The 18,069-nt window shown below is 36.0% G+C and carries 19 protein-coding genes; all 19 read left to right on the forward strand.

Going from position 1 to position 18,069, the window contains the following annotated elements; all coding sequences use genetic code 11:
• Nucleotide 1 precedes the first annotated feature (1 nt).
• The 19 genes from SOM16_RS19185 to SOM16_RS19270 all read left to right on the forward strand — a co-directional run bounded on the left by SOM16_RS19185 (nucleotide 2) and on the right by SOM16_RS19270 (nucleotide 18,057).
• Nucleotides 2-1,846, forward strand: a complete 1,845-nt coding sequence (locus SOM16_RS19185; protein WP_320465614.1) for a beta-galactosidase family protein — start codon at nucleotides 2-4, stop codon at nucleotides 1,844-1,846.
• A gap of 38 nt (nucleotides 1,847-1,884) precedes the next feature.
• The gene (locus SOM16_RS19190) at nucleotides 1,885-2,898 is read left to right on the forward strand and encodes a cellulase family glycosylhydrolase (RefSeq protein WP_320465615.1); all 1,014 of its coding nucleotides are present in this window, start codon (nucleotides 1,885-1,887) and stop codon (nucleotides 2,896-2,898) included.
• Between the two features lie 396 nt (nucleotides 2,899-3,294).
• Nucleotides 3,295-3,690 (forward strand): type VI secretion system tube protein TssD, encoded by a 396-nt coding sequence (gene tssD, locus SOM16_RS19195; protein ID WP_029288480.1) that lies wholly within the window; start codon nucleotides 3,295-3,297, stop codon nucleotides 3,688-3,690.
• A gap of 286 nt (nucleotides 3,691-3,976) precedes the next feature.
• Entirely contained in the window at nucleotides 3,977-4,372 is a 396-nt protein-coding gene (gene tssD / locus SOM16_RS19200; protein ID WP_029281980.1) for a type VI secretion system tube protein TssD, read from the forward strand.
• Between the two features lie 605 nt (nucleotides 4,373-4,977).
• On the forward strand, nucleotides 4,978-6,732 hold the full coding sequence (locus tag SOM16_RS19205; protein WP_320465616.1) for a type VI secretion system Vgr family protein: 1,755 nt from the start codon (nucleotides 4,978-4,980) through the stop codon (nucleotides 6,730-6,732).
• A gap of 12 nt (nucleotides 6,733-6,744) precedes the next feature.
• Complete coding sequence (locus tag SOM16_RS19210) at nucleotides 6,745-7,698, forward strand: hypothetical protein (RefSeq protein ID WP_320465617.1); 954 nt, start codon at nucleotides 6,745-6,747, stop codon at nucleotides 7,696-7,698.
• Nucleotides 7,699-7,705: 7 nt separating this feature from the next.
• A complete protein-coding gene (locus SOM16_RS19215) occupies nucleotides 7,706-9,226 on the forward strand; it encodes a hypothetical protein (RefSeq protein ID WP_320465618.1) in 1,521 nt (506 codons plus the stop codon).
• Nucleotides 9,227-9,243: 17 nt separating this feature from the next.
• Nucleotides 9,244-10,146 carry a hypothetical protein gene (locus SOM16_RS19220; protein WP_320465619.1) on the forward strand — a complete coding sequence of 301 codons (903 nt, stop codon included), beginning with the start codon at nucleotides 9,244-9,246 and terminating at the stop codon, nucleotides 10,144-10,146.
• 24 nt (nucleotides 10,147-10,170) lie between these two features.
• Complete coding sequence (locus tag SOM16_RS19225; protein ID WP_320465620.1) at nucleotides 10,171-10,755, forward strand: suppressor of fused domain protein; 585 nt, start codon at nucleotides 10,171-10,173, stop codon at nucleotides 10,753-10,755.
• A 130-nt stretch (nucleotides 10,756-10,885) separates the two neighbouring features.
• Nucleotides 10,886-11,368, forward strand: coding sequence for a Tox-REase-5 domain-containing protein (locus tag SOM16_RS19230; RefSeq protein WP_320465689.1), 483 nt, complete (start codon nucleotides 10,886-10,888; stop codon nucleotides 11,366-11,368).
• Nucleotides 11,369-11,381: 13 nt separating this feature from the next.
• Nucleotides 11,382-12,101, forward strand: coding sequence for a hypothetical protein (locus SOM16_RS19235; protein WP_320465621.1), 720 nt, complete (start codon nucleotides 11,382-11,384; stop codon nucleotides 12,099-12,101).
• A gap of 237 nt (nucleotides 12,102-12,338) precedes the next feature.
• Nucleotides 12,339-12,605: a DUF4259 domain-containing protein gene (locus SOM16_RS23265; protein WP_414692278.1), complete on the forward strand. Its 267-nt coding sequence runs from the start codon at nucleotides 12,339-12,341 to the stop codon at nucleotides 12,603-12,605.
• Between the two features lie 163 nt (nucleotides 12,606-12,768).
• On the forward strand, nucleotides 12,769-13,242 hold the full coding sequence (locus tag SOM16_RS19240; RefSeq protein ID WP_320465622.1) for a hypothetical protein: 474 nt from the start codon (nucleotides 12,769-12,771) through the stop codon (nucleotides 13,240-13,242).
• A 53-nt stretch (nucleotides 13,243-13,295) separates the two neighbouring features.
• Nucleotides 13,296-13,829: an SMI1/KNR4 family protein gene (locus tag SOM16_RS19245; protein ID WP_320465623.1), complete on the forward strand. Its 534-nt coding sequence runs from the start codon at nucleotides 13,296-13,298 to the stop codon at nucleotides 13,827-13,829.
• A gap of 284 nt (nucleotides 13,830-14,113) precedes the next feature.
• The gene (locus SOM16_RS19250; protein ID WP_320465624.1) at nucleotides 14,114-14,434 is read left to right on the forward strand and encodes a hypothetical protein; all 321 of its coding nucleotides are present in this window, start codon (nucleotides 14,114-14,116) and stop codon (nucleotides 14,432-14,434) included.
• Nucleotides 14,435-14,765: 331 nt separating this feature from the next.
• Nucleotides 14,766-15,326 (forward strand): suppressor of fused domain protein, encoded by a 561-nt coding sequence (locus SOM16_RS19255; protein ID WP_320465625.1) that lies wholly within the window; start codon nucleotides 14,766-14,768, stop codon nucleotides 15,324-15,326.
• Between the two features lie 215 nt (nucleotides 15,327-15,541).
• Nucleotides 15,542-16,225 (forward strand): hypothetical protein, encoded by a 684-nt coding sequence (locus SOM16_RS19260; protein WP_320465626.1) that lies wholly within the window; start codon nucleotides 15,542-15,544, stop codon nucleotides 16,223-16,225.
• Between the two features lie 405 nt (nucleotides 16,226-16,630).
• Entirely contained in the window at nucleotides 16,631-16,759 is a 129-nt protein-coding gene (locus tag SOM16_RS19265; protein ID WP_320465627.1) for a hypothetical protein, read from the forward strand.
• Nucleotides 16,760-17,052: 293 nt separating this feature from the next.
• Complete coding sequence (locus SOM16_RS19270; RefSeq protein ID WP_320465628.1) at nucleotides 17,053-18,057, forward strand: ABC transporter ATP-binding protein; 1,005 nt, start codon at nucleotides 17,053-17,055, stop codon at nucleotides 18,055-18,057.
• Nucleotides 18,058-18,069: the final 12 nt, after the last annotated feature.

An 18,069-nucleotide genomic window follows, 5' to 3' on the forward strand; every position in this document is an offset into this window, starting at 1 on the left:
CATGAAAAAACAAAAGATACTTATATTAAATGTAGTGCTACTGGCTATCACACTTTTTGGATGTGGAAAGACAAGTAACGAGCATTCTTTTACTTTAGGCGACAGCACCTTTATGCTGGATAATAAGCCTTACCAAATTATTTCTGGAGAAATTCACTACCCGAGAGTGCCTAGAGAGGCCTGGAGAGCGAGAATGAAAATGGCTAAAGCAATGGGGCTAAATACCATCGGCACTTATGTATTCTGGAATTTACACGAGCCGGAAAAAGGCAAATTCGATTTTTCAGGTAACAACGATATCGCCGAGTTCGTCAAAATTGCGAAAGAAGAAGGCCTGTGGGTAATCCTAAGACCCAGCCCATATGTATGTGCCGAATGGGAATTTGGAGGTTATCCTTACTGGTTGCAAAATGAAAAAGGCCTCGAGGTAAGAAGCCGCGAAAAACAATATTTGGCAGAATACAAAAAATACATTGATGAGATTGGTAAACAACTGGCACCGCTTCAGGTAAATCACGGCGGAAATATCATCATGGTACAGGTAGAGAATGAATATGGTTCTTATGGAGCTGATAAAGTTTACCTGGAAATGAATCGCAAGATGTTTGTTGATGCTGGTTTTGACGGTTTATTATATACCTGCGATCCGGAAAAAGATATTGTTAAAGGCCATTTGAAAGGTTTGATGCCAGCCATTAATGGTCAGGATAATCCAACAAAAGTAAAACAGGCTGTTCGGAGTTTGAACGATGGAAAAGGACCATTCTTTATTGCAGAATGGTATCCAGCCTGGTTTGATTGGTGGGGCACACCTCACCATAAAGTTCCTGCAGCACAATATACCGGAAAATTGGATACCGTACTTTCTAGCGGTATCTCGATTAATATGTACATGTTCCACGGGGGAAGCACGCGTGGTTTTATGAATGGCGCAAACTTTAGAGACACCATTCCTTTTGAGCCGCAAATTAGCAGCTATGATTATGATGCACCGCTTGATGAGGCTGGAAATGCGACTGATAAGTTTATGAAATTTAGAGAGGTTATCGCTAAACACTTGCCTAAAGACCAAAAATTACCGGAAGTGCCCCAACCTAAACCAACCATCGCATTGGATCAGATTAAATTTACGAAGGAAGTTGGAATCTTTGATCAGCTTGCTCAGGGTAAAGTGAGTGAGCAACCGCTAACATTTGAAGACCTGAATCAAGCCTATGGTTACATGCTGTATAAAACACAAATCACAGGTGGTAAAAAAGCAGATTTGAAAATTGATGGCCTTCGCGATTATGCCATCATCTATCTTGATGGCAAGAGAAAGGGAACTTTAGACAGGAGATTGGGACAGGAAAGTTTATCGCTTGATATCCCTGCCGGAACCCATATACTCGAAATTTTTGTAGAAAATATGGGTAGAATTAACTTCGGACCTAACCTCCTCAAAAATAAAAAAGGAATTGTGGGCCAGGTTTCATTTGGTGGTACACCACTAAAATCATGGACCATGTATTCTCTACCTTTCGATAAGGTTGAAGCTGCTAAAATCAATGCTGAGAAGGCCAAGAGAGATTCTCCGGTATTGAAACTCGGTTCATTTAAAGTAAATACGCCAGCCGATACTTACCTGGATTTAAGGAAATGGGGCAAAGGTGTAGTTTGGGTAAACGGACATAACCTTGGTAAATACTGGAGTATTGGTCCGCAGCAAACTATTTATCTGCCTGCAGAATGGTTGAAAAAAGGAGCAAATGAAATCATCGTATTAGAACTGAACAAGCCAGAAGTTAATGTGCTCAGCAGTTTAACAAAACCAATTTTAGATGAAGTTACAGAAGTGAAAAAATGATCAGAATACTGAAAATCAAATAATTTAAAGCAAATATCATGGGCATCAGAAATTACGCATGGATTGCAGGCTTAAGTCTGGTCTTATCAGCTTGTACCAAGGAAGCAGTAGAGGTTTCACAATCCATTTCCGAAGAGCAGGCTGTACATCCGCTAATTTCCGGTGTAAACTGGGCTGATGCCCGTGATAACTTTGTGGATGGATGGGTAATTCCATCAGGTTTAGATGCTGGGGATGATTATACCACGGTGGCTACAAAATCGAATGCCATTTATAATGGTGTACTGGCTAATTTGCAAGGTGTTAATGCAATCCGCCTACCAATTAACCCGCCTTCAGTAACAGAGCGGTGGTGGACGGCTTATCAGGCTACAATAGATCAGGCACTTAATAAGAAATTAAAGGTTGTTCTATCTTGCTGGGAAAGTGCTGCCACTAAGGATGGTAAGATCGATAATCTGGATGCTTTTTTGCAAATGTGGACCATCGTCATCAATAAATATGGCCAGCAAAGTGATGTGTACATAGAAGTAATCAATGAGCCTTACGGTTATTCACTAGCACAGTTAAGTACAGTTTATGAACAGTTTTTAGCAAAGTTCCCAAATCTTCCAAGAAGCAGAATTCTGCTATCAGGTACAGGTTATGCTGAAGATGTAAATGGGATAGGTGCAGATGTACGGTTTAAAGACTGTTTACTCGCGCTGCATAATTATGCATTTTGGAATGTTAGAACACAAAGTGATTGGGAAGCCAATTGGCGTGCGAGATTCGGTACCTATGCTTCAAGAACGATTGTAACAGAATTCGGCGCCGGGATGACGACCGGCAAAAATTACACTGGCGCGGTGGGCAGTGATAACGAGGTTGCATACCTCGTAGGATCTACAAACGTATTTCAGAACACGAATTTATCCAGTATCTACTGGCCGGGCATCAGAGATGGCGATAGCTACAGTTTATTAAACAAAAGCGGAGCAGGAGCGGGCATCACACTTTCCGTTACCAATCCATCGGGCGCTACGCGGGTACGTTTCGGTTGGGGCTACTGATAATTGGTAAGTTGCTTCAAAGACTAAAGCTTAAAGCAAATCCACCACAGTCAATTACACAATTTGAACTATCCTTAAACGAAAAACAAGCAACGAAAAACGACTAAGTGCCCCTACATCTGTAGAAAAAATCCCCAATTTGTCCAAAAACGCTACAATCTTTTCACGTTTCAAGGTTGTATAAGAAGTTTTACGAATACCGAGATTAAAAAAGTACATTTTTTTTGTCGAAGAAAAACTGCGTTTCCATTATCAATTGCATGTTTTTATAAAAAAATAAATCTATTATTCGTTCGTAATGAATAAGATAGCTGCTAATTGGCCTAATATTTGGTTAACGATTGATGTAGCGGACGCTACATTAACCTATTTATTTAACCTTTAAATTTAGACACTATGGCTTTCAAAGCTAGATTGAATTTTTCGGGCAAGGAGTACGATGTACTTCATTGCGCCTATGCGTTAAACCGCGATGTAGATGCTAAAGGAAGACCCTCTTCCGGAGTTTACGGCGGCACCATTGATATTGAGATCGAGTCAACCGAAGACACCTCAATAATCGAAGCAATGGTAAATAACCAGTACAAACCCATTACCGGAACCCTTTTAATTAAGAAATCTGAAGAAGATGCCAAAATGAAGGAAGTCGATTTTGAAGATGGCTACATTGTAAAGTATTCCGAAGGAATTAACATTGTAGGCGATCACCCGATGACGCTTAAATTCCAGATCTCAGCCCGAAAGCTGAAACTCGGGAATGCGGAACATTTAAACGATTGGCCTAAAGCGTAGAAAGGAAAAGGTTAGTATGGGTTAGCGGTTAGTGTTGTTTAGTGCATTTCTAACCTTCTAACCGCTCTAAACTTATAACCCATAACCTTTTGGTGGTTATTACCGGTTAGTGTTGTTTAGTGCATTTCTAACCTTCTAACCTCTCTAAACTTATAACCCATAACCTTTTGGTGGTTATTATCGGTTAGTATTGTTTAGCTATTATTCGTAACGCTCATAACCCATCTAACCAACTAACCTGATAAACCGCAATTCATTTTTTCAAAAACATTTAAAACTTACCACAATGGCATTTAAAACCAGATTAACATTAGGTTCAAAGGAATTTGATGTATTACAGTGCAGCTTTTCATTAAACAGAGATGTAGACGCTAAGGGCCGTCCATCATCAGGGGTATACGGTGGAACCATTAACATCGAAATCGAATCTACAGAAGATACTTCGGTAATCGAATCGATGGTAAATAACCAGTACAAACCTCAATCAGGAACCATCACCTTCAAAAAAGGCGAAGAAGATGCAAAAATGAAAGAATTAACTTTCGAAGATGGTTATATCGTTCAGTATAGCGAAGGTATTGCCGTAAATGACAATACACCAATGACACTCACTTTCGTAGTATCTGCCCGTAAACTCAAACTGGGTAATGCAGAACACGAAAATGATTGGCCAAAGGCATAGTTCTCAAAATAGAAATCATCAAAAAGTGACTGGTTCTGCCAGTTGCTTTTTGGTGTATCAAATCCAATTATTTCTGATACTCATCTAAATTGACATACCCATAGTATTCGGTTAAGTAAATTTGGTTTTCAGTTGTTTGTAAGTTAATGCAAAATACGCAGAAACATTTCGCATCCGAACTGATAAACAAATGACCATTGAACTAGTGAATAATTTATTGCTATGGAAATCACGGAATTTTCCTGCATAGCTTTCCATAAACAATTGATCGTTGAGCTAGTGGACAATTTATTGCCACGGAAACATGGAAGGCACGGAATTTTTGTTGAATCGCTTTTAATAAACAAATGAGCGTTGAACTAGTGACTAATTTATTGCCATGGAAATATGAAAGCACGGAGTTTTCTTGCGTCGGTTTCAATAAACCAATGATCATTGAGTTAGTGACCAATTTATTGCCACGGAAACATGGAAAGCACTGAATTTTTCTTGCACCTCTTTTAATAAATAAATGACCATTGAACTAGTGAACAATTTATTGCCACAAAAACCCGGAAAGCACCGAATTTTTGCACCCAGACCAATGAACGAATGACCCGTTAATTATGGAAAAGAAACTCATCACCGAGATCAATATAGAAGACAAGGCAATCAACCATTTTGCCTCCTTCAGCCTGCAACAGGCATTCAACAGCCACCATTATTTCGAATTGCGGTTTAATCACGATCAAATGGGTGCTCCAGGTTTAATTCACCTGAATGATAGTCGCGATTTTGTAGGTAAAACCTTAACCGCATCCTTTGGTTATTCACAAACTCAGCTTCAGCATTTTTCAGGTCTGGTAACCCGGGTAGAGCTGGCGCAAAGTCATGGTTACCATGGCGTTTTGATTGTGAGCGGTTACAGTCCAACCATTTTAATAGATCGTGGCGAAGACCTGGGATCCTATCTGGATAAGGATCTGAACGACATTGTAAAACTGGCTACCAGCGATACTCCTGCCAACGACTTAAAAATTGTAACGAACGCAAGTCGACAATCTAGCATCGATTACCTGATTCAGTACAAGGAAAGTGATTGGGAATTCCTGAACCGATTATCTGGCGAATACCATGAGTGGCTCTACTACGATGGGCAGCAACTCAACTTTGGTAAACCCGATGTGCAAAAAGATATCGCCTTATTTTATGGACGTGACGTGCACAACCTTCAATATGCCATGGAAGTTGCACCAATTAAAAATAAACGTTTTGCCTACAACCCCAAACAGGATGAAATGTTACAGAGCGAAAGCAGTGGAAAAGCCGATGGAAATCCAGATCTGGCCCATGCCATAAAAGCTTCCAACCTGATGTATAGCAAAACCTTCAATCAGCCTTCATTAATCAGGGTAGACAATAATGGCGACATTAAAAGCCATGTAGAGAATGAAGAAAAGGCAAACATCAGTGAGTTGTTAAAGGTGAACGCCAGTGGCGATAATTGTGAACTGGGCATTGGCACCATCGCTGAAATTACCATGAGCATCAGGCAAGAGGTTGCTTTTTTAACAGAAAGTTTAGGTCAGTTTTTAATCACCAGTATTACCCACAATCTTGATGGAACAGGCAAGTACCACAACACATTTGAAGGTGTAGTATCCACAACTGAACGGATCCAGGTAACCAACTATAAGAAACCACAGCCTGATATGCAATTAGCGGATGTGATCGACAATGCAGATCCGCAGGGACAGGGTCGGATTAAAGTGAAGTTTAAATGGGCTTGTAAAACCAATGATGTGACTGAATGGCTGCGGGTCATTACGCCTGATGCCGGAAGCAGCGAAAAGGTAAGCAAGAACAGGGGCTTTGTATTTATTCCTGAAATTGGCGATCAGGTTGCGATAAGTTTTGAAGAAGGAAATGTCGCAAGGCCAATTGTACTGGGCTCAGTTTTCCATGGCAAAAGCGGAAGTGGTGGTAGCGCAAGCAATAACAGCAAAAGCTTAACTTCTAAAAGCGGGCATACTGTTCAGTTAAATGATGGTGGAGGGATTACGATTAAAGATAAAACGGGTGGCAATCACATTGTAGTTGATGGAGAAAATAAGGTCACGGTAACTTCAAGTCAAACGGTTGTGTTAACGAACGGTGCGGCAGCAATTACACTGGAAGGGGATAAAATTACGATTCACGCATCAGAAATAGAGATTGCAAAAAAAGGAGGTAACTCCGCAAAAATTGATATTAAAGGCGATGCCACAAATATTAATGCTAAAGACACTGTTATTACATCGACCAATAATAAGATCATTGGCACCAACCATGTTACAGGTGGTGTTACCACAATTGATGGTGGTGATGTTTTTATTAACTAAAAGCTAAAATTTATGTTTTGGAATTCATCTGAAAATAAGCAATCGAAAATTCAAATTAATAAGTGTTTTACAGAAAGGTATCTCGTTGAACAAACTTCTGAGATTGTGATGAGTAGCCTAGTAGTGAAAACCGTTACTGAGTTTAGGTGGGATGTTCGCATTCTGAAAATAACAGACCAGGGCTATCATATCGAAGTATTAAGTCTCGACAACGTTTTGAAAGAAAGTAATAATCCCAATATGCGTGATTTAAGTGCCTTTAATAATGCCTTTAAAAGGATGTATAATGAACTCAATATGCTGATTAGTAAAGAAGGTGAATTACTTGAAGTTAAAAATATCAAAGAAATACAGCGTAAATGGGCGCAAGTTAAAGCTGAAATGGAAGTCATACAGACCAAGCATGACAATATGAAAGGCATCATTGCATTGAATGATGAACTTTTTAATAGTCCGGAAAATATTAAAGCTGCGGTAAAAGGGAATGAATTTTTTGAGGTGTTTTTCAATGCCTATTTAGGTTTAAACTTACCCGGTGGGAAAAACATTACCAAAAAAAGTCTGTTTGCGCAGGAATCTGTTAAATGGAGTTATGCCATCACAGTTGAAAATTCACTAACTGATGAAAAGAAAGCAATTGTAAATATAGTTGGTCACCCAACGCAAAGTTTTGATAAAACATGGATTAAAAATGCTTACGGTAGTTTTCCAATTACGGAAATTGCCGATAGAAAGCCGGAAGTCAAGGATGAAGCTAAGTATAAGGTTGATTATAGTAGCGGAAAGGTTTTAGAAGGATTAATCACCAAAGAAGAAATTGTTCACCCTGAATTATTAAAAGCAAAAATGGTTTATCGTATTATGGCAGATAATCAGGAAGTGGAAAACGAACCAAAAGCCTCTGCAACCACACAAAATGCTCCAGAAGAAACACCAAAAAAGATAAATTTCAGCCTGTTAGATTAACCTTGACATGGGAAATAAAATTGCAACTGAGGAAGATTATTGGATGTGTTCAGGCGGTATTATGCCCGCTCAAATGCAAAGTATTCAGCGCATTGCAGAACAGAAAGATAGTAAAAAATACCTGATTAAAAGTGATACTGCCACGGCATCAATCGGTGATTTTGTTTGCAAGTGGGTGATGTTAATTATGGCGCTAATTGCTGCGGTAATAGCGGTATTAATTGTGGCAACCGGAGGCGCAGCTTTAGGTGTAATGGTTGCAGTTGGCGCTGCTGCTGGTGCCGCCGGTGCTGCTTTTGGTAGCATAGTGGGGGGGATGGTGTGTGGTCAGAAAGCAGCTATAGCCAGAACCTGGATTGGCGATAAGAGCAATTTGATGATCGGCGGACAAAAAACACTAACCACTGGAAGTACCATGGAATGTCCGGTATTTGGATCTAAAATTATACATGCACCTAACATAAAAAATTGGTGGGATGCCCTTCGTGTAGGGATGGGGAATTTTGGTGAGACCGTAATATTGGGAGCGCTAGGTGGTGCACTAATAGGTTTAGGGGGCGCATTCCTTTCTGGTGCTGCCGCATTGTCTCTCCCCACACTGGCCAGTGTAGGCACAAATATTGTGGGATCAATTACGGGTTGGGGAATGGCGGCACGTTTGTACTTCGGTGCTAATGCCGTTTCAAATCAACAGGCCTTAGGGCAGATTGACATTAATAATGTGGATGAACGCGATGCCGCTTTTGGAAATGCAGCGTTTCCTGAATATGGCAGCGTAAAGCGGATTGCAAGCGGAAGCGCAGAACCGATGGATGCCATGTTATTGCTTTATTTCTTAAATTTGAGGGTTCCAGGTGCGAAACCTGGTGTTACGCCGAAAGAGGAACCCGCTGGTGGTAATAAAGAAGAACCAGTTGCATCAAAAGACGAACAAGGGAAACCTAAAGAAGAAGAGGTTAAACCTGTTGAAAATGTTAAGCCTACTGAAGAGGGCCCAGTTAAAGGTAAAGATGGGAAGGCTTATGAATTGAATAAGTCATTCGATTTCAGGAACTTCAAGATGAAGGTTGGTGAAAAATTAGGTGACTTTGGTGAAAATGTTGTTAAAGCGATGTTAGAAAGTAAAGGTTTTAACCAGTTTTATGAAGTGCAAAACAAATCAGGAAATGGCGTAGATATTGTTGCACGCAATTCCAAAACTGGCGAAATAATGAAAGTTGAAGTTAAATCAACTCAGCAAGACAAACTTTGGGATAATGGAAATATGAAAGAAATTCCATTAAGAGGCGATCAAAAAACAATGGGTGGTGAAAAATACACCAATGATCGTTTAAATCGTGCGGCTAATGAAGAAGATGGTTATACGGATGGTGTAAGTTCTAAAGAGGCGAAGGCCGCTAATGAAGCAATTAAAGAAGCGGAATTTGATGGTAAACCGATTAATAATGAGAAATATGATATTTATGTTGACAAGAATGGAGATTTACGTGCAGACCCACAACCAAGAGGGTGGGATCCTAATCCATAAAAAATAAAATTCTAATTATGAAATCACTTATTGAAGCGACAGAATACACAAAAAAAAAGAAAAAACATCAATTAATTAAATTGAAAAAGTCCCACCTAGAGGAACCGTTTGAGGATTTAAAATTGTATTTGGAGGGAGAAAAACATTTAACCACTGTAAGTAGCAATTTTAATTATTTAGCAGACTGGAATTTATGGCATTTTATCAGTGATTTCATTAATGAACATAAAATCACTAATAAATATTTGTCGCTTTCGACATATTGGGCAATGCAATCAAGCAATTGGGATTTAGCTTTAGGTCAAATATCTAATTCTTATAAAAGTGCGATCCCATTTGATAGAAGTATAATGCACCTTGGCCAATTACTTTACCTTGGATGGTGTAATGAAGCGGAGAAATATGGTAACTTACTACTAAAAATGCTTTATGGAAAACAATATAATGGATGGATAGCAAAGCCACTTTATGCCTGGTTTGTGATTGAGCTTTTTTGTAAATGGCAAAAAATAGAACTCGACAAAACAAAACTAAAACATCCTGATCACTTAGGGATTTATGAAGAAGCTTTGGCAAATTGGGATACTACAGACCAACAAAAATTAAATGATATTGTTGATAAGCTAAGCATTTTTCACATCGCCCAATGCGATGAAGATGTAGCTACCGATGAGGATGGAAATGAGTTTAGCCCTGAGTTTACCAGTTCTGATTATTTTATTTTTCCTGTTGAGATTTTGGCTTGGCTGGCTATTCGAAAAGTATTGGGTCTTCCTACCTATAATGGATTGGATGAATTGATGAAACTAAAAATCAATCAGCTTCCTTCAATGACAATAGAAATACCGCAACAAGACTTGGTAAGTCAATGTAAACACAAATTAATAGAAGATAATCCACATTTAGCGTTAGATCTTTAAAGCCTGAGTTAGTTAAATTTGAAAATGGAAGTATCTCAAGAAAATATAAAAATAGCTCGATTTGTAGCTGGTGCAATAGGTTTCGAACCACATGTTTACCCCTATTTTGATAATGATAAAGTTAATCAAATTGATATCTTAAGTTTAAAGGATCCAATTGATGTAAATGTAGGGATATATTGTTCGATTGGCTTATCTGATCATAAAAATCTTGTGCAGATTGGTGAAAAACAAGAAAACATTGCTATAGAGCTTTTACTAGCTGCTTATAAAGAGTTTCAAGAGGCTCCAAACGTTTTATCAACTTGTTGTTTCTATATTATCAAAGATAGATATGAATGTAGACCAGGAGTAGTATTCATGCATATGATTGAGTTTTATTTTAAAGATTCAGATATGAAACACATATTTTTTACTACTCCCTTTTTATGGCAAGATAAGTTAGAGGGGTTAAGTTTAGAATCAAAAAAAGTGGAGTTTTTACTTTGTATCCCTATATCAGAAAACGAGCTTCAATTTAAAATAGATAAGGGTGATGAAGCCTTAGAATCATTACTTCAGGAAAATGAAATAGATATATATGAACTTAATAGAAATTCAGTTCTATAAGCGAAATATAAAATGAACAATTAACTAATGCTATCTTTCAACAGAGATAGCATTTTTTTTGAATTTAATATTCTAATTTATAAAACTAGTTTTCAAAATTGGCTGAAAAGAGATTTATACTTTATGAAATATTAATAAGCCTGTTGAAGAGGGCCCAGCTAAAGGTAAAGATGGTAAGGCTTATGAAGCTAAAAAACCATCTTTTAAAAACGGTCAATCGGATGGTGGTCCAGGTACATGGGAAACTCGTACTACTCCTGAAAAAGGTGCAGCATACCAAGAACAAGTAACTGGTGCACCAAAAAACACTGAGTATGTTGTGAAGACTGATAAGATGAAGAGCGGAGAGAAAAAATTTGATGGTTACGATCCTGAAACCAATGCACTTAAAGATGCAAAGGACTGGGATAAATGGCCACCGTCTGGAAATAAGCCGTGGGAAAAGGCAGCAAGACAATCTGAAATTAATAAAGCAAGGATGGATGCCGACATTGCTAGCGAAGCAGGAAGTAAATTAGAATATCATGTTCCTACAGAAGAAAAAGCAGCACAATTAAAAGAAATTTTTGCTGAAGAAGGAATAAATATAGATGTCATTGTAACAACTAAATAAATATTTTTACCCCATGAAGGAAAAAGTTATGCTTAGATTACGCTTTGATAAAGCCGACCTTACAGCAGAAGAATACATCAATTTTTGTAAAAATATTTTGCAATCATTAATGAATTTTGATAGTTACTTCTCTAATTTTGGAAGTTGGAATTTAGAGACAAATTCTGCAATTAACTTTGGAGATAACTTTGAAGATTTCTACGACAAAGTATTTCTTCAAATTAAAGACAAAGAAATAGCATTTATAAACCCAAACTCAAAAGATAAAGATTTTCAAAATGAGTCTATTAGTCCGTTTGGTTTTAGGACCTCTTATACTCCTAATAGTATAATAGAGTCAAATGCTAATATCTCTATTGATGTCTCACCTACATCAAGTTCAAGATCTTCATTTTTTTTATTCGAGTTTCCATCTGAACAAATAGAAAGATTTATCAATATTCATTTTGCTATGGCCTTATTGAAAAATTTGCAAATAATTCTGCACCCTATTGACGGGACTATATTTACAAAACCCTTTTTTCACAAAGTAAACAAAAAAGATTTTGATCCACCTATTGGCTGGATCACCTATATTAAGGATAGTTCGAGAATAAAAAATATTTCAGTGGATCTTATAAAAGAGTTTGCTTCGGATGGGGTAATATTGATACTAAAGGAAAGTTGTCCAGACTCAAATGATATTGATTATGTCAATAAAGCGATAGAAATTAGAGATATGTTAACTTTATGATATAATTTTCTATTATATAATTGCCTATTTAAATTTTGATTGTTGTGTTAAGTGTTATTATTTATGTATTTAAAAATTAATTTCTTGTAAAGTGATTTAATTTATATTAGACTATCGATAAAAGAACTTACGAAACTATTAAAAAATGATTGGATCGACATAGGTTGATTTTGAGAAGAATGTAAATATCGGTGTACTTGAAGATATCTTTATCAGATATTAGATGAAAAGGAGTTTATAGACGATGAAGAGAGTTTTCTTACGCTTGCATTCCTTGAATTAATAGCTATTAAATTCAAACTGATCGAAACTGAATTAGAAGTAAATATTCACTTCTCTTTTTCTTATAGTCTCATTGAAAAGGTATTATTGGCCAGCGAAAAAATAGTATTTTTTGAAAATCATTCAGAACTTAGGGAATTATGGACAGAATCTGAGGATTTTGACAAATGGCAGGATTATCAATTACTTCTGATCAAGCTGGTCAGAAGTAAATTTAAATAATTTGAGAGCTGATCAATCTTCAGAAGCAAAACTTTTTAACAAAGAGACTAATTTTTTCCTTCCACCAGATTGGAATAAAAATTAATCAAAAGCGATCTTTAGGTCGCTGCTGATGTAGTTGATGATTTGTATGGCTCACAATTCAACCCACCCATAAGATAATATGAAATATATAAAAATAGAACCCGAAGTAATTGTAGGTTTAGGTGATAGAAGTGATATTGACTTCTCCTCAAAATTTGCTAAAATCAACCATTTGCATATCAGCCTTGAGGATTGGCTTGGTGATGATCTAGTCGAATGCTATCCTGCTTTCTTCGTCACTAATGTTTTAAAAATAGGATTAGAAAATGAACGTTTTACTGGATTCAAAATTAAATCGTTTGAGCTTACTTTTGATGAGGGTTATGAGGATAATTCAACAATTGACATCAAACCAAACTTCTGGTGGCTAGAAGTAACGTATCAGAAAGGTGATGATATTTATATTGATGAAAATAAAGTACTGAATGTAACAGAAAGTCTATATCAGTTTCTCCAGAAGTATAACCTAAAACAATGTACGAAATTTGAAGATAATCTTGAAATTGATGCGATTTTTGCAGCTTTTGAAAAAAAAAGGATGTCTAGAGATTAAAAATCGATTGAGCTATACACACTGAAATTCCAGGAACAAGATAATAATACATTATGAATTGGAAATTTGTAGAGAAACTAGAAAACGAAAGTAATATTCAACTGGTGGAATCAGCTTTGAAGGTGACTTTCCCAGAACATTTTTTGTCGATTGTTAAAAAGTATAATCATGGAACTGCAGATCCAGGAACTTTCGATACCAAATATTTAAAAGGAAGATCCTTCGGTGAGCTGCTTGATTTTAACCTTAATAGGGAATATAACATCCTTTCCGAATATGAATTAATTAAAGATAGATTACCCAATAATGTGTACCCATTTGCAGGTGATGCAGGAGGAAATTATCTCTGTTTTGATTTTAATAAAAATGAAATTACCCCAAGAATCTTATTTTGGGATCATGAACAAAAATTTCACATTGTAGATGATGAAATTGTAATAAATGATGAGGCTAACGATTATGAACGGCATTACCTAGACTTCGTAGCAGTGAATTTTACAGAACTTCTTGCAATGCTCTATAAACCTGATGGAGATGAGGATGATGATGAAGACGCAGAAATCCTCTATGATGGTATGGATGATTAGTAATAAGCACTCTAAATCCAAAAACCAAATTTGAAACAAGTTGAGCTATCTTAGTATTTAGTTATTGGTTGAGGTGCTGAAAGCAGTTATTAAAAAGTTTGTTAATCTAAAATCTTTTAAAGAATAATGTAGTTATCCTGAAAAAGGAAAATCACAATAGATTTAATTCAAGTTGTTGGCATTAAAAAACCTTTTTCTTTATTATATCATGAACGAAATTTAGAAAATCGTTTAATCGAGAAGCGGGACAAAAACATATTATCCACCCAGATAATAAATAACATATGCAACTAGGTTTTGATAAATGGAACCACAATGTAAATATTGGAAAATCAATTGATTTAACTAATGCTGATTTCTCAATAGTTTTAGAAAAATTTAATCAATTAGATCAGAAACAATTTACCCAAATCATATTAGCATGGGATAACGATCACTTGATTAATAAAGCTGCTTCTGAAAATGAAGATATAGATATAGTAACAGGTGGGCAGGAAGGAACGTTTCCTGCAACAATAGTTGTAGAGGAAGATGCAGCTTTAAACGCTCTTAAGTATTATTTTGAAAATCAAAAAATGAATCCAGATTTAACTTGGGAAGAATAATAACATTATCTTGGTTTTAAATAGATGTCAGTAGCATCCCAAAATGTAGCATATGAAGAATTTGAAATTTTAATAGGTTTCTTAATTTAGAAATGACCACAAGAAAATATATTTCTTTAAAAATTCATTAATACAATTAAAATATTTTAGTGATGATTTTAAATATTATATGCGTGGAATAAAAAGCTGATTCTGGCACTTATTTGAGGAAAGATTTAACCGGTCTTAAATAAGTGGTTTAAGCAATTGAAAGATTATGAAATTGATTACTCAAATCTTGACAAATCGAAGAAGGATTTTGTCTTTGATTCAAAGAGTTTTTAGATTATTTATGAAGCCAACTGAAAGACAAAAAAAAATCTATAAAAAAATTGCTCCAATTATTGGAATAAATCCTAAAGTGATTAGATATGGAGATGATACCAGCGAGAAATCTATATTCATTATGGAGTGTCCAGATCCAATTGATTCAAATATTAATTTCTATTCAACAATTGGATTATCCGATATTGAGGTTAATGATAAAAGGTATGAAATACTGTTTACAGGATATGCTTCAGAAACAGAGATTGGTAATATCTTAAGTTCATGTGCTTTCTTTATTATGAAAGACGGTTGGGGAATTAAACCGGGAGCAGTTTTTGAAACGTTAGTTGAAATGTATAAAGAAAATTTAGATATGAAGCATGTGTTATTTACATCTCCATATTTATGGGAGGATAAATTGGAAGATTTTGAGGTTGAAAATGATAAGATAAATTTTCTACTGGGTATACCAATATCAGATGCAGAATTAAAATTCAAAGCTAAGGAGGGATTAGAGGCTCTAGAAAATCTTTTTGAAGAAGAAGAGATAAATATCTTTGATATTAATAGAAAGTCAGTGCTATAACAAAAATACTTAATTGGTGGTTGAAACTAACTTTTTGATTTATAGAGCTTTTTTGAGAAATAAGATTTAGATAGTATTATTCCATATTGCTCAACTTTTTAAGAACCCCTTAACAAAACTATTGAAAGACAAAATTGATATTAATGTTTTAAAGCATTGTCGAAACTGATAATTATCAAAATAAAGATCTTAGATGAAAAAATTCAATACAAAGTATGAGCAAAATTGAATATTTAAAGAAATACAATTCTGGAATACAGCTATTAACTTTTGATACATTGAGCGAAGAGCAGTTGAAAGAAATGCCAGAATTTTGGAAAGAAGCAATATCCCAAGTTGAAGTTACAGAGAGAGTAACAAGCATATTAGAACATTGGTCTAAATTTTTATACCAATTTCAATCCACTATTACTTATTTAAAAGTAAATCTATTGGATGTAGAATTGGTTATTGATAACGATCAGTTGGCATTACTTTATACTATAAAAAACCTAAAGGGTGCTGAAGTGTATTACATTGGCTTCAATCCGAATACCAAAACAACTATTGATTACTTTGAAAAGCTTCCAGATAGTTTTAAAGATATTTACAATAATTTACATAATGGATGGGTCTATTATGCATCTAAATCAAATGGTCTATTGCCCATAGAAGATACCATAATACTTGGAAATGAAGAATGGGGCATACTTGAAGAGATAGATGCTAGCACGTTGCCATTCAAATTAGATAATTGTATTGGTTTATTTGATAATGGAAAAGGAGATTATGCATCAATCGATTTACAATCAGAAAATGAAAAAATTGGTTTTATTTGGTGGCATACCAAAATGCCTAAACTTAATATTGAAATTTGGCCCGTAATTGATGAATGGACTAGGATTGGCATCGAAAGATAATTTCGATTTGATAAACTTAATTTACTTTCCGTTCGATTTTTGTGAATCTAATTATTGTTCTAAATAACTAAATAAAAGCCATAGGTAATAAATTGCAGCTGAGGAAGATTACTGAATGTGTTCAGTCTGTTTTATGTCTGATCAACGCAAGGTATTTATCGCATTGAATTACAGGTGTTTATGTTGATAAGAATGGAAAATTACGCGCAGATCCAGAACCTGATCTAATTCCTGAAGATATAAGATGGCCAGTTTATTTGACAGATTGCGACTTACTCTATAATCAAGAGTTAAGAACTCAAATATTTGCTAGTTTAGATATTGATCCTAATAAATCTTACTATGAACTTTCTAAAGAGATTGGTTTTGATCTAGCTAGATTTTATTAATGTAAATAATTCAAATATGGAAGCTTGGGGAATAAAAAATTTCGAAATTGATACGGCAAGTGATCGGTTAGTTGATTTTGAGAAGAATGCAGCACCTGTTTTTTCTTTAAAAATTAAGAAATTCGAATTAAAATGTGTGATGTAAATTGCTTTTTTAAATTTAAAACCTTTTCCAAATCACACTGCTATTCGCTACCGCGAAAAGTCTAATTCCTACCGCAGGCCTAGCCCAGTCAAAGCCCAGTCATAGTGCATGATAGTTGCATTTTATTGCATTTTTACTGCCAGCACTTTTACTGTAAATTTCAGATTTAAATAGCCTGAAAATCCCGTCGCCTTAGCGCCATCAGGAATAATAAAATTTATTTTTCTTTCAATACAATATTTTTATCTCTTTGGTGAAACATTATTATAAAAATGCTGTTACGTTCTAGATTTATGAAAAAGCACCACCGAACAAACAGCCCTACACCCTGGCAGCGCCTTGTCGAAATTTTGCACGCCGAACGATCCACCATTAACTATATTTTTGTTTATGCCGGACTAATCGGAATGATCGGGCTTTCACTTCCTCTTGGAACTGCGGCAGTATTCAATCTACTTTCAAACGGTTCGATGTACAGCTCAACCTATATTTTAATTGCAGCGATATTAATCGGAATTATTGTAGGAGGAATACTTTTATTAGGACAACTCACCTTAGTCGAATTTCTAGAGCAAAAGATATTTATCAAAGCTGCGCTCGGTTTTGCCTATCGCTTACCACGAATTAAAAAAAAGGAACTGGAGGGAGAAAACCCTCAGGAACTTGTTAACCGTTTCTTCGATGTGTTAACGATTCAGAAAGGACTGACCAAGCTTTTGATTGACATCGTTGCCGCTGCGGTACTCATCTTCTTTAGCGCCATTTTGCTTTCGTTTTATCACCCGGTATTTATAGGCTTTGGTATTTTTACCATCCTCTGCATCGGCATCATCATTCTCATTTATTACAGACGGGGCGTTTCAACAAGTATCGAAGAATCAGAATATAAATACGAAGTGGTTGCCTACCTGGAGAGTGTTGCTGCTGATTTAGATAACCACCGCGCAAACAAGGAAAAAATGAACCAGGTGATGACCATGACTGATGAGATCACCTCAAAATATATTGGCGCGAGAAATGACCACTTCAGCATTTTGAAAAGATTGTTTGCAAGCGCTGTTGTACTCCGTACGATACTCATGGGCGGCCTTTTATTGCTCGGATCTTATTTTGTAGTACAGCGCCAGATGACTTTCGGCCAGTTTGTAGCCGCAGAAGTGATCATCGTACAAATATCCTACGCAGTAGAAAAACTCATGACCAGTTTAAATACGGTATTTGATATGGTAACGGGAAGTGAGAAACTTGCCGTAGTTACCGATCTTGAAATCGAGGAAGGAGACCAGGGAAATGGTTAACGAATCAAAAAA

It is taken from the genome of Pedobacter sp. CFBP9032, from assembly GCF_034045265.1.
Taxonomy (GTDB): domain Bacteria; phylum Bacteroidota; class Bacteroidia; order Sphingobacteriales; family Sphingobacteriaceae; genus Pedobacter.

What these genes read in the sequence shown, in the direction of transcription:
- SOM16_RS19185 (WP_320465614.1), top strand. Translation starts at nt 2, where the DNA reads ATGAAAAAACAAAAGATACTTATATTAAATGTAGTGCTACTGGCTATC.
- SOM16_RS19250 (WP_320465624.1), top strand. Translation starts at nt 14,114, where the DNA reads ATGCAACTAGGTTTTGATAAATGGAACCACAATGTAAATATTGGAAAA.
- tssD (WP_029281980.1), top strand. Translation starts at nt 3,977, where the DNA reads ATGGCATTTAAAACCAGATTAACATTAGGTTCAAAGGAATTTGATGTA.
- SOM16_RS19205 (WP_320465616.1), top strand. Translation starts at nt 4,978, where the DNA reads ATGGAAAAGAAACTCATCACCGAGATCAATATAGAAGACAAGGCAATC.
- SOM16_RS19220 (WP_320465619.1), top strand. Translation starts at nt 9,244, where the DNA reads ATGAAATCACTTATTGAAGCGACAGAATACACAAAAAAAAAGAAAAAA.
- SOM16_RS19225 (WP_320465620.1), top strand. Translation starts at nt 10,171, where the DNA reads ATGGAAGTATCTCAAGAAAATATAAAAATAGCTCGATTTGTAGCTGGT.
- tssD (WP_029288480.1), top strand. Translation starts at nt 3,295, where the DNA reads ATGGCTTTCAAAGCTAGATTGAATTTTTCGGGCAAGGAGTACGATGTA.
- SOM16_RS19270 (WP_320465628.1), top strand. Translation starts at nt 17,053, where the DNA reads ATGAAAAAGCACCACCGAACAAACAGCCCTACACCCTGGCAGCGCCTT.
- SOM16_RS19245 (WP_320465623.1), top strand. Translation starts at nt 13,296, where the DNA reads ATGAATTGGAAATTTGTAGAGAAACTAGAAAACGAAAGTAATATTCAA.
- SOM16_RS19240 (WP_320465622.1), top strand. Translation starts at nt 12,769, where the DNA reads ATGAAATATATAAAAATAGAACCCGAAGTAATTGTAGGTTTAGGTGAT.
- SOM16_RS19260 (WP_320465626.1), top strand. Translation starts at nt 15,542, where the DNA reads ATGAGCAAAATTGAATATTTAAAGAAATACAATTCTGGAATACAGCTA.
- SOM16_RS19235 (WP_320465621.1), top strand. Translation starts at nt 11,382, where the DNA reads ATGAAGGAAAAAGTTATGCTTAGATTACGCTTTGATAAAGCCGACCTT.
- SOM16_RS19190 (WP_320465615.1), top strand. Translation starts at nt 1,885, where the DNA reads ATGGGCATCAGAAATTACGCATGGATTGCAGGCTTAAGTCTGGTCTTA.
- SOM16_RS19215 (WP_320465618.1), top strand. Translation starts at nt 7,706, where the DNA reads ATGGGAAATAAAATTGCAACTGAGGAAGATTATTGGATGTGTTCAGGC.
- SOM16_RS19255 (WP_320465625.1), top strand. Translation starts at nt 14,766, where the DNA reads ATGAAGCCAACTGAAAGACAAAAAAAAATCTATAAAAAAATTGCTCCA.
- SOM16_RS19265 (WP_320465627.1), top strand. Translation starts at nt 16,631, where the DNA reads ATGGAAGCTTGGGGAATAAAAAATTTCGAAATTGATACGGCAAGTGAT.
- SOM16_RS19210 (WP_320465617.1), top strand. Translation starts at nt 6,745, where the DNA reads ATGTTTTGGAATTCATCTGAAAATAAGCAATCGAAAATTCAAATTAAT.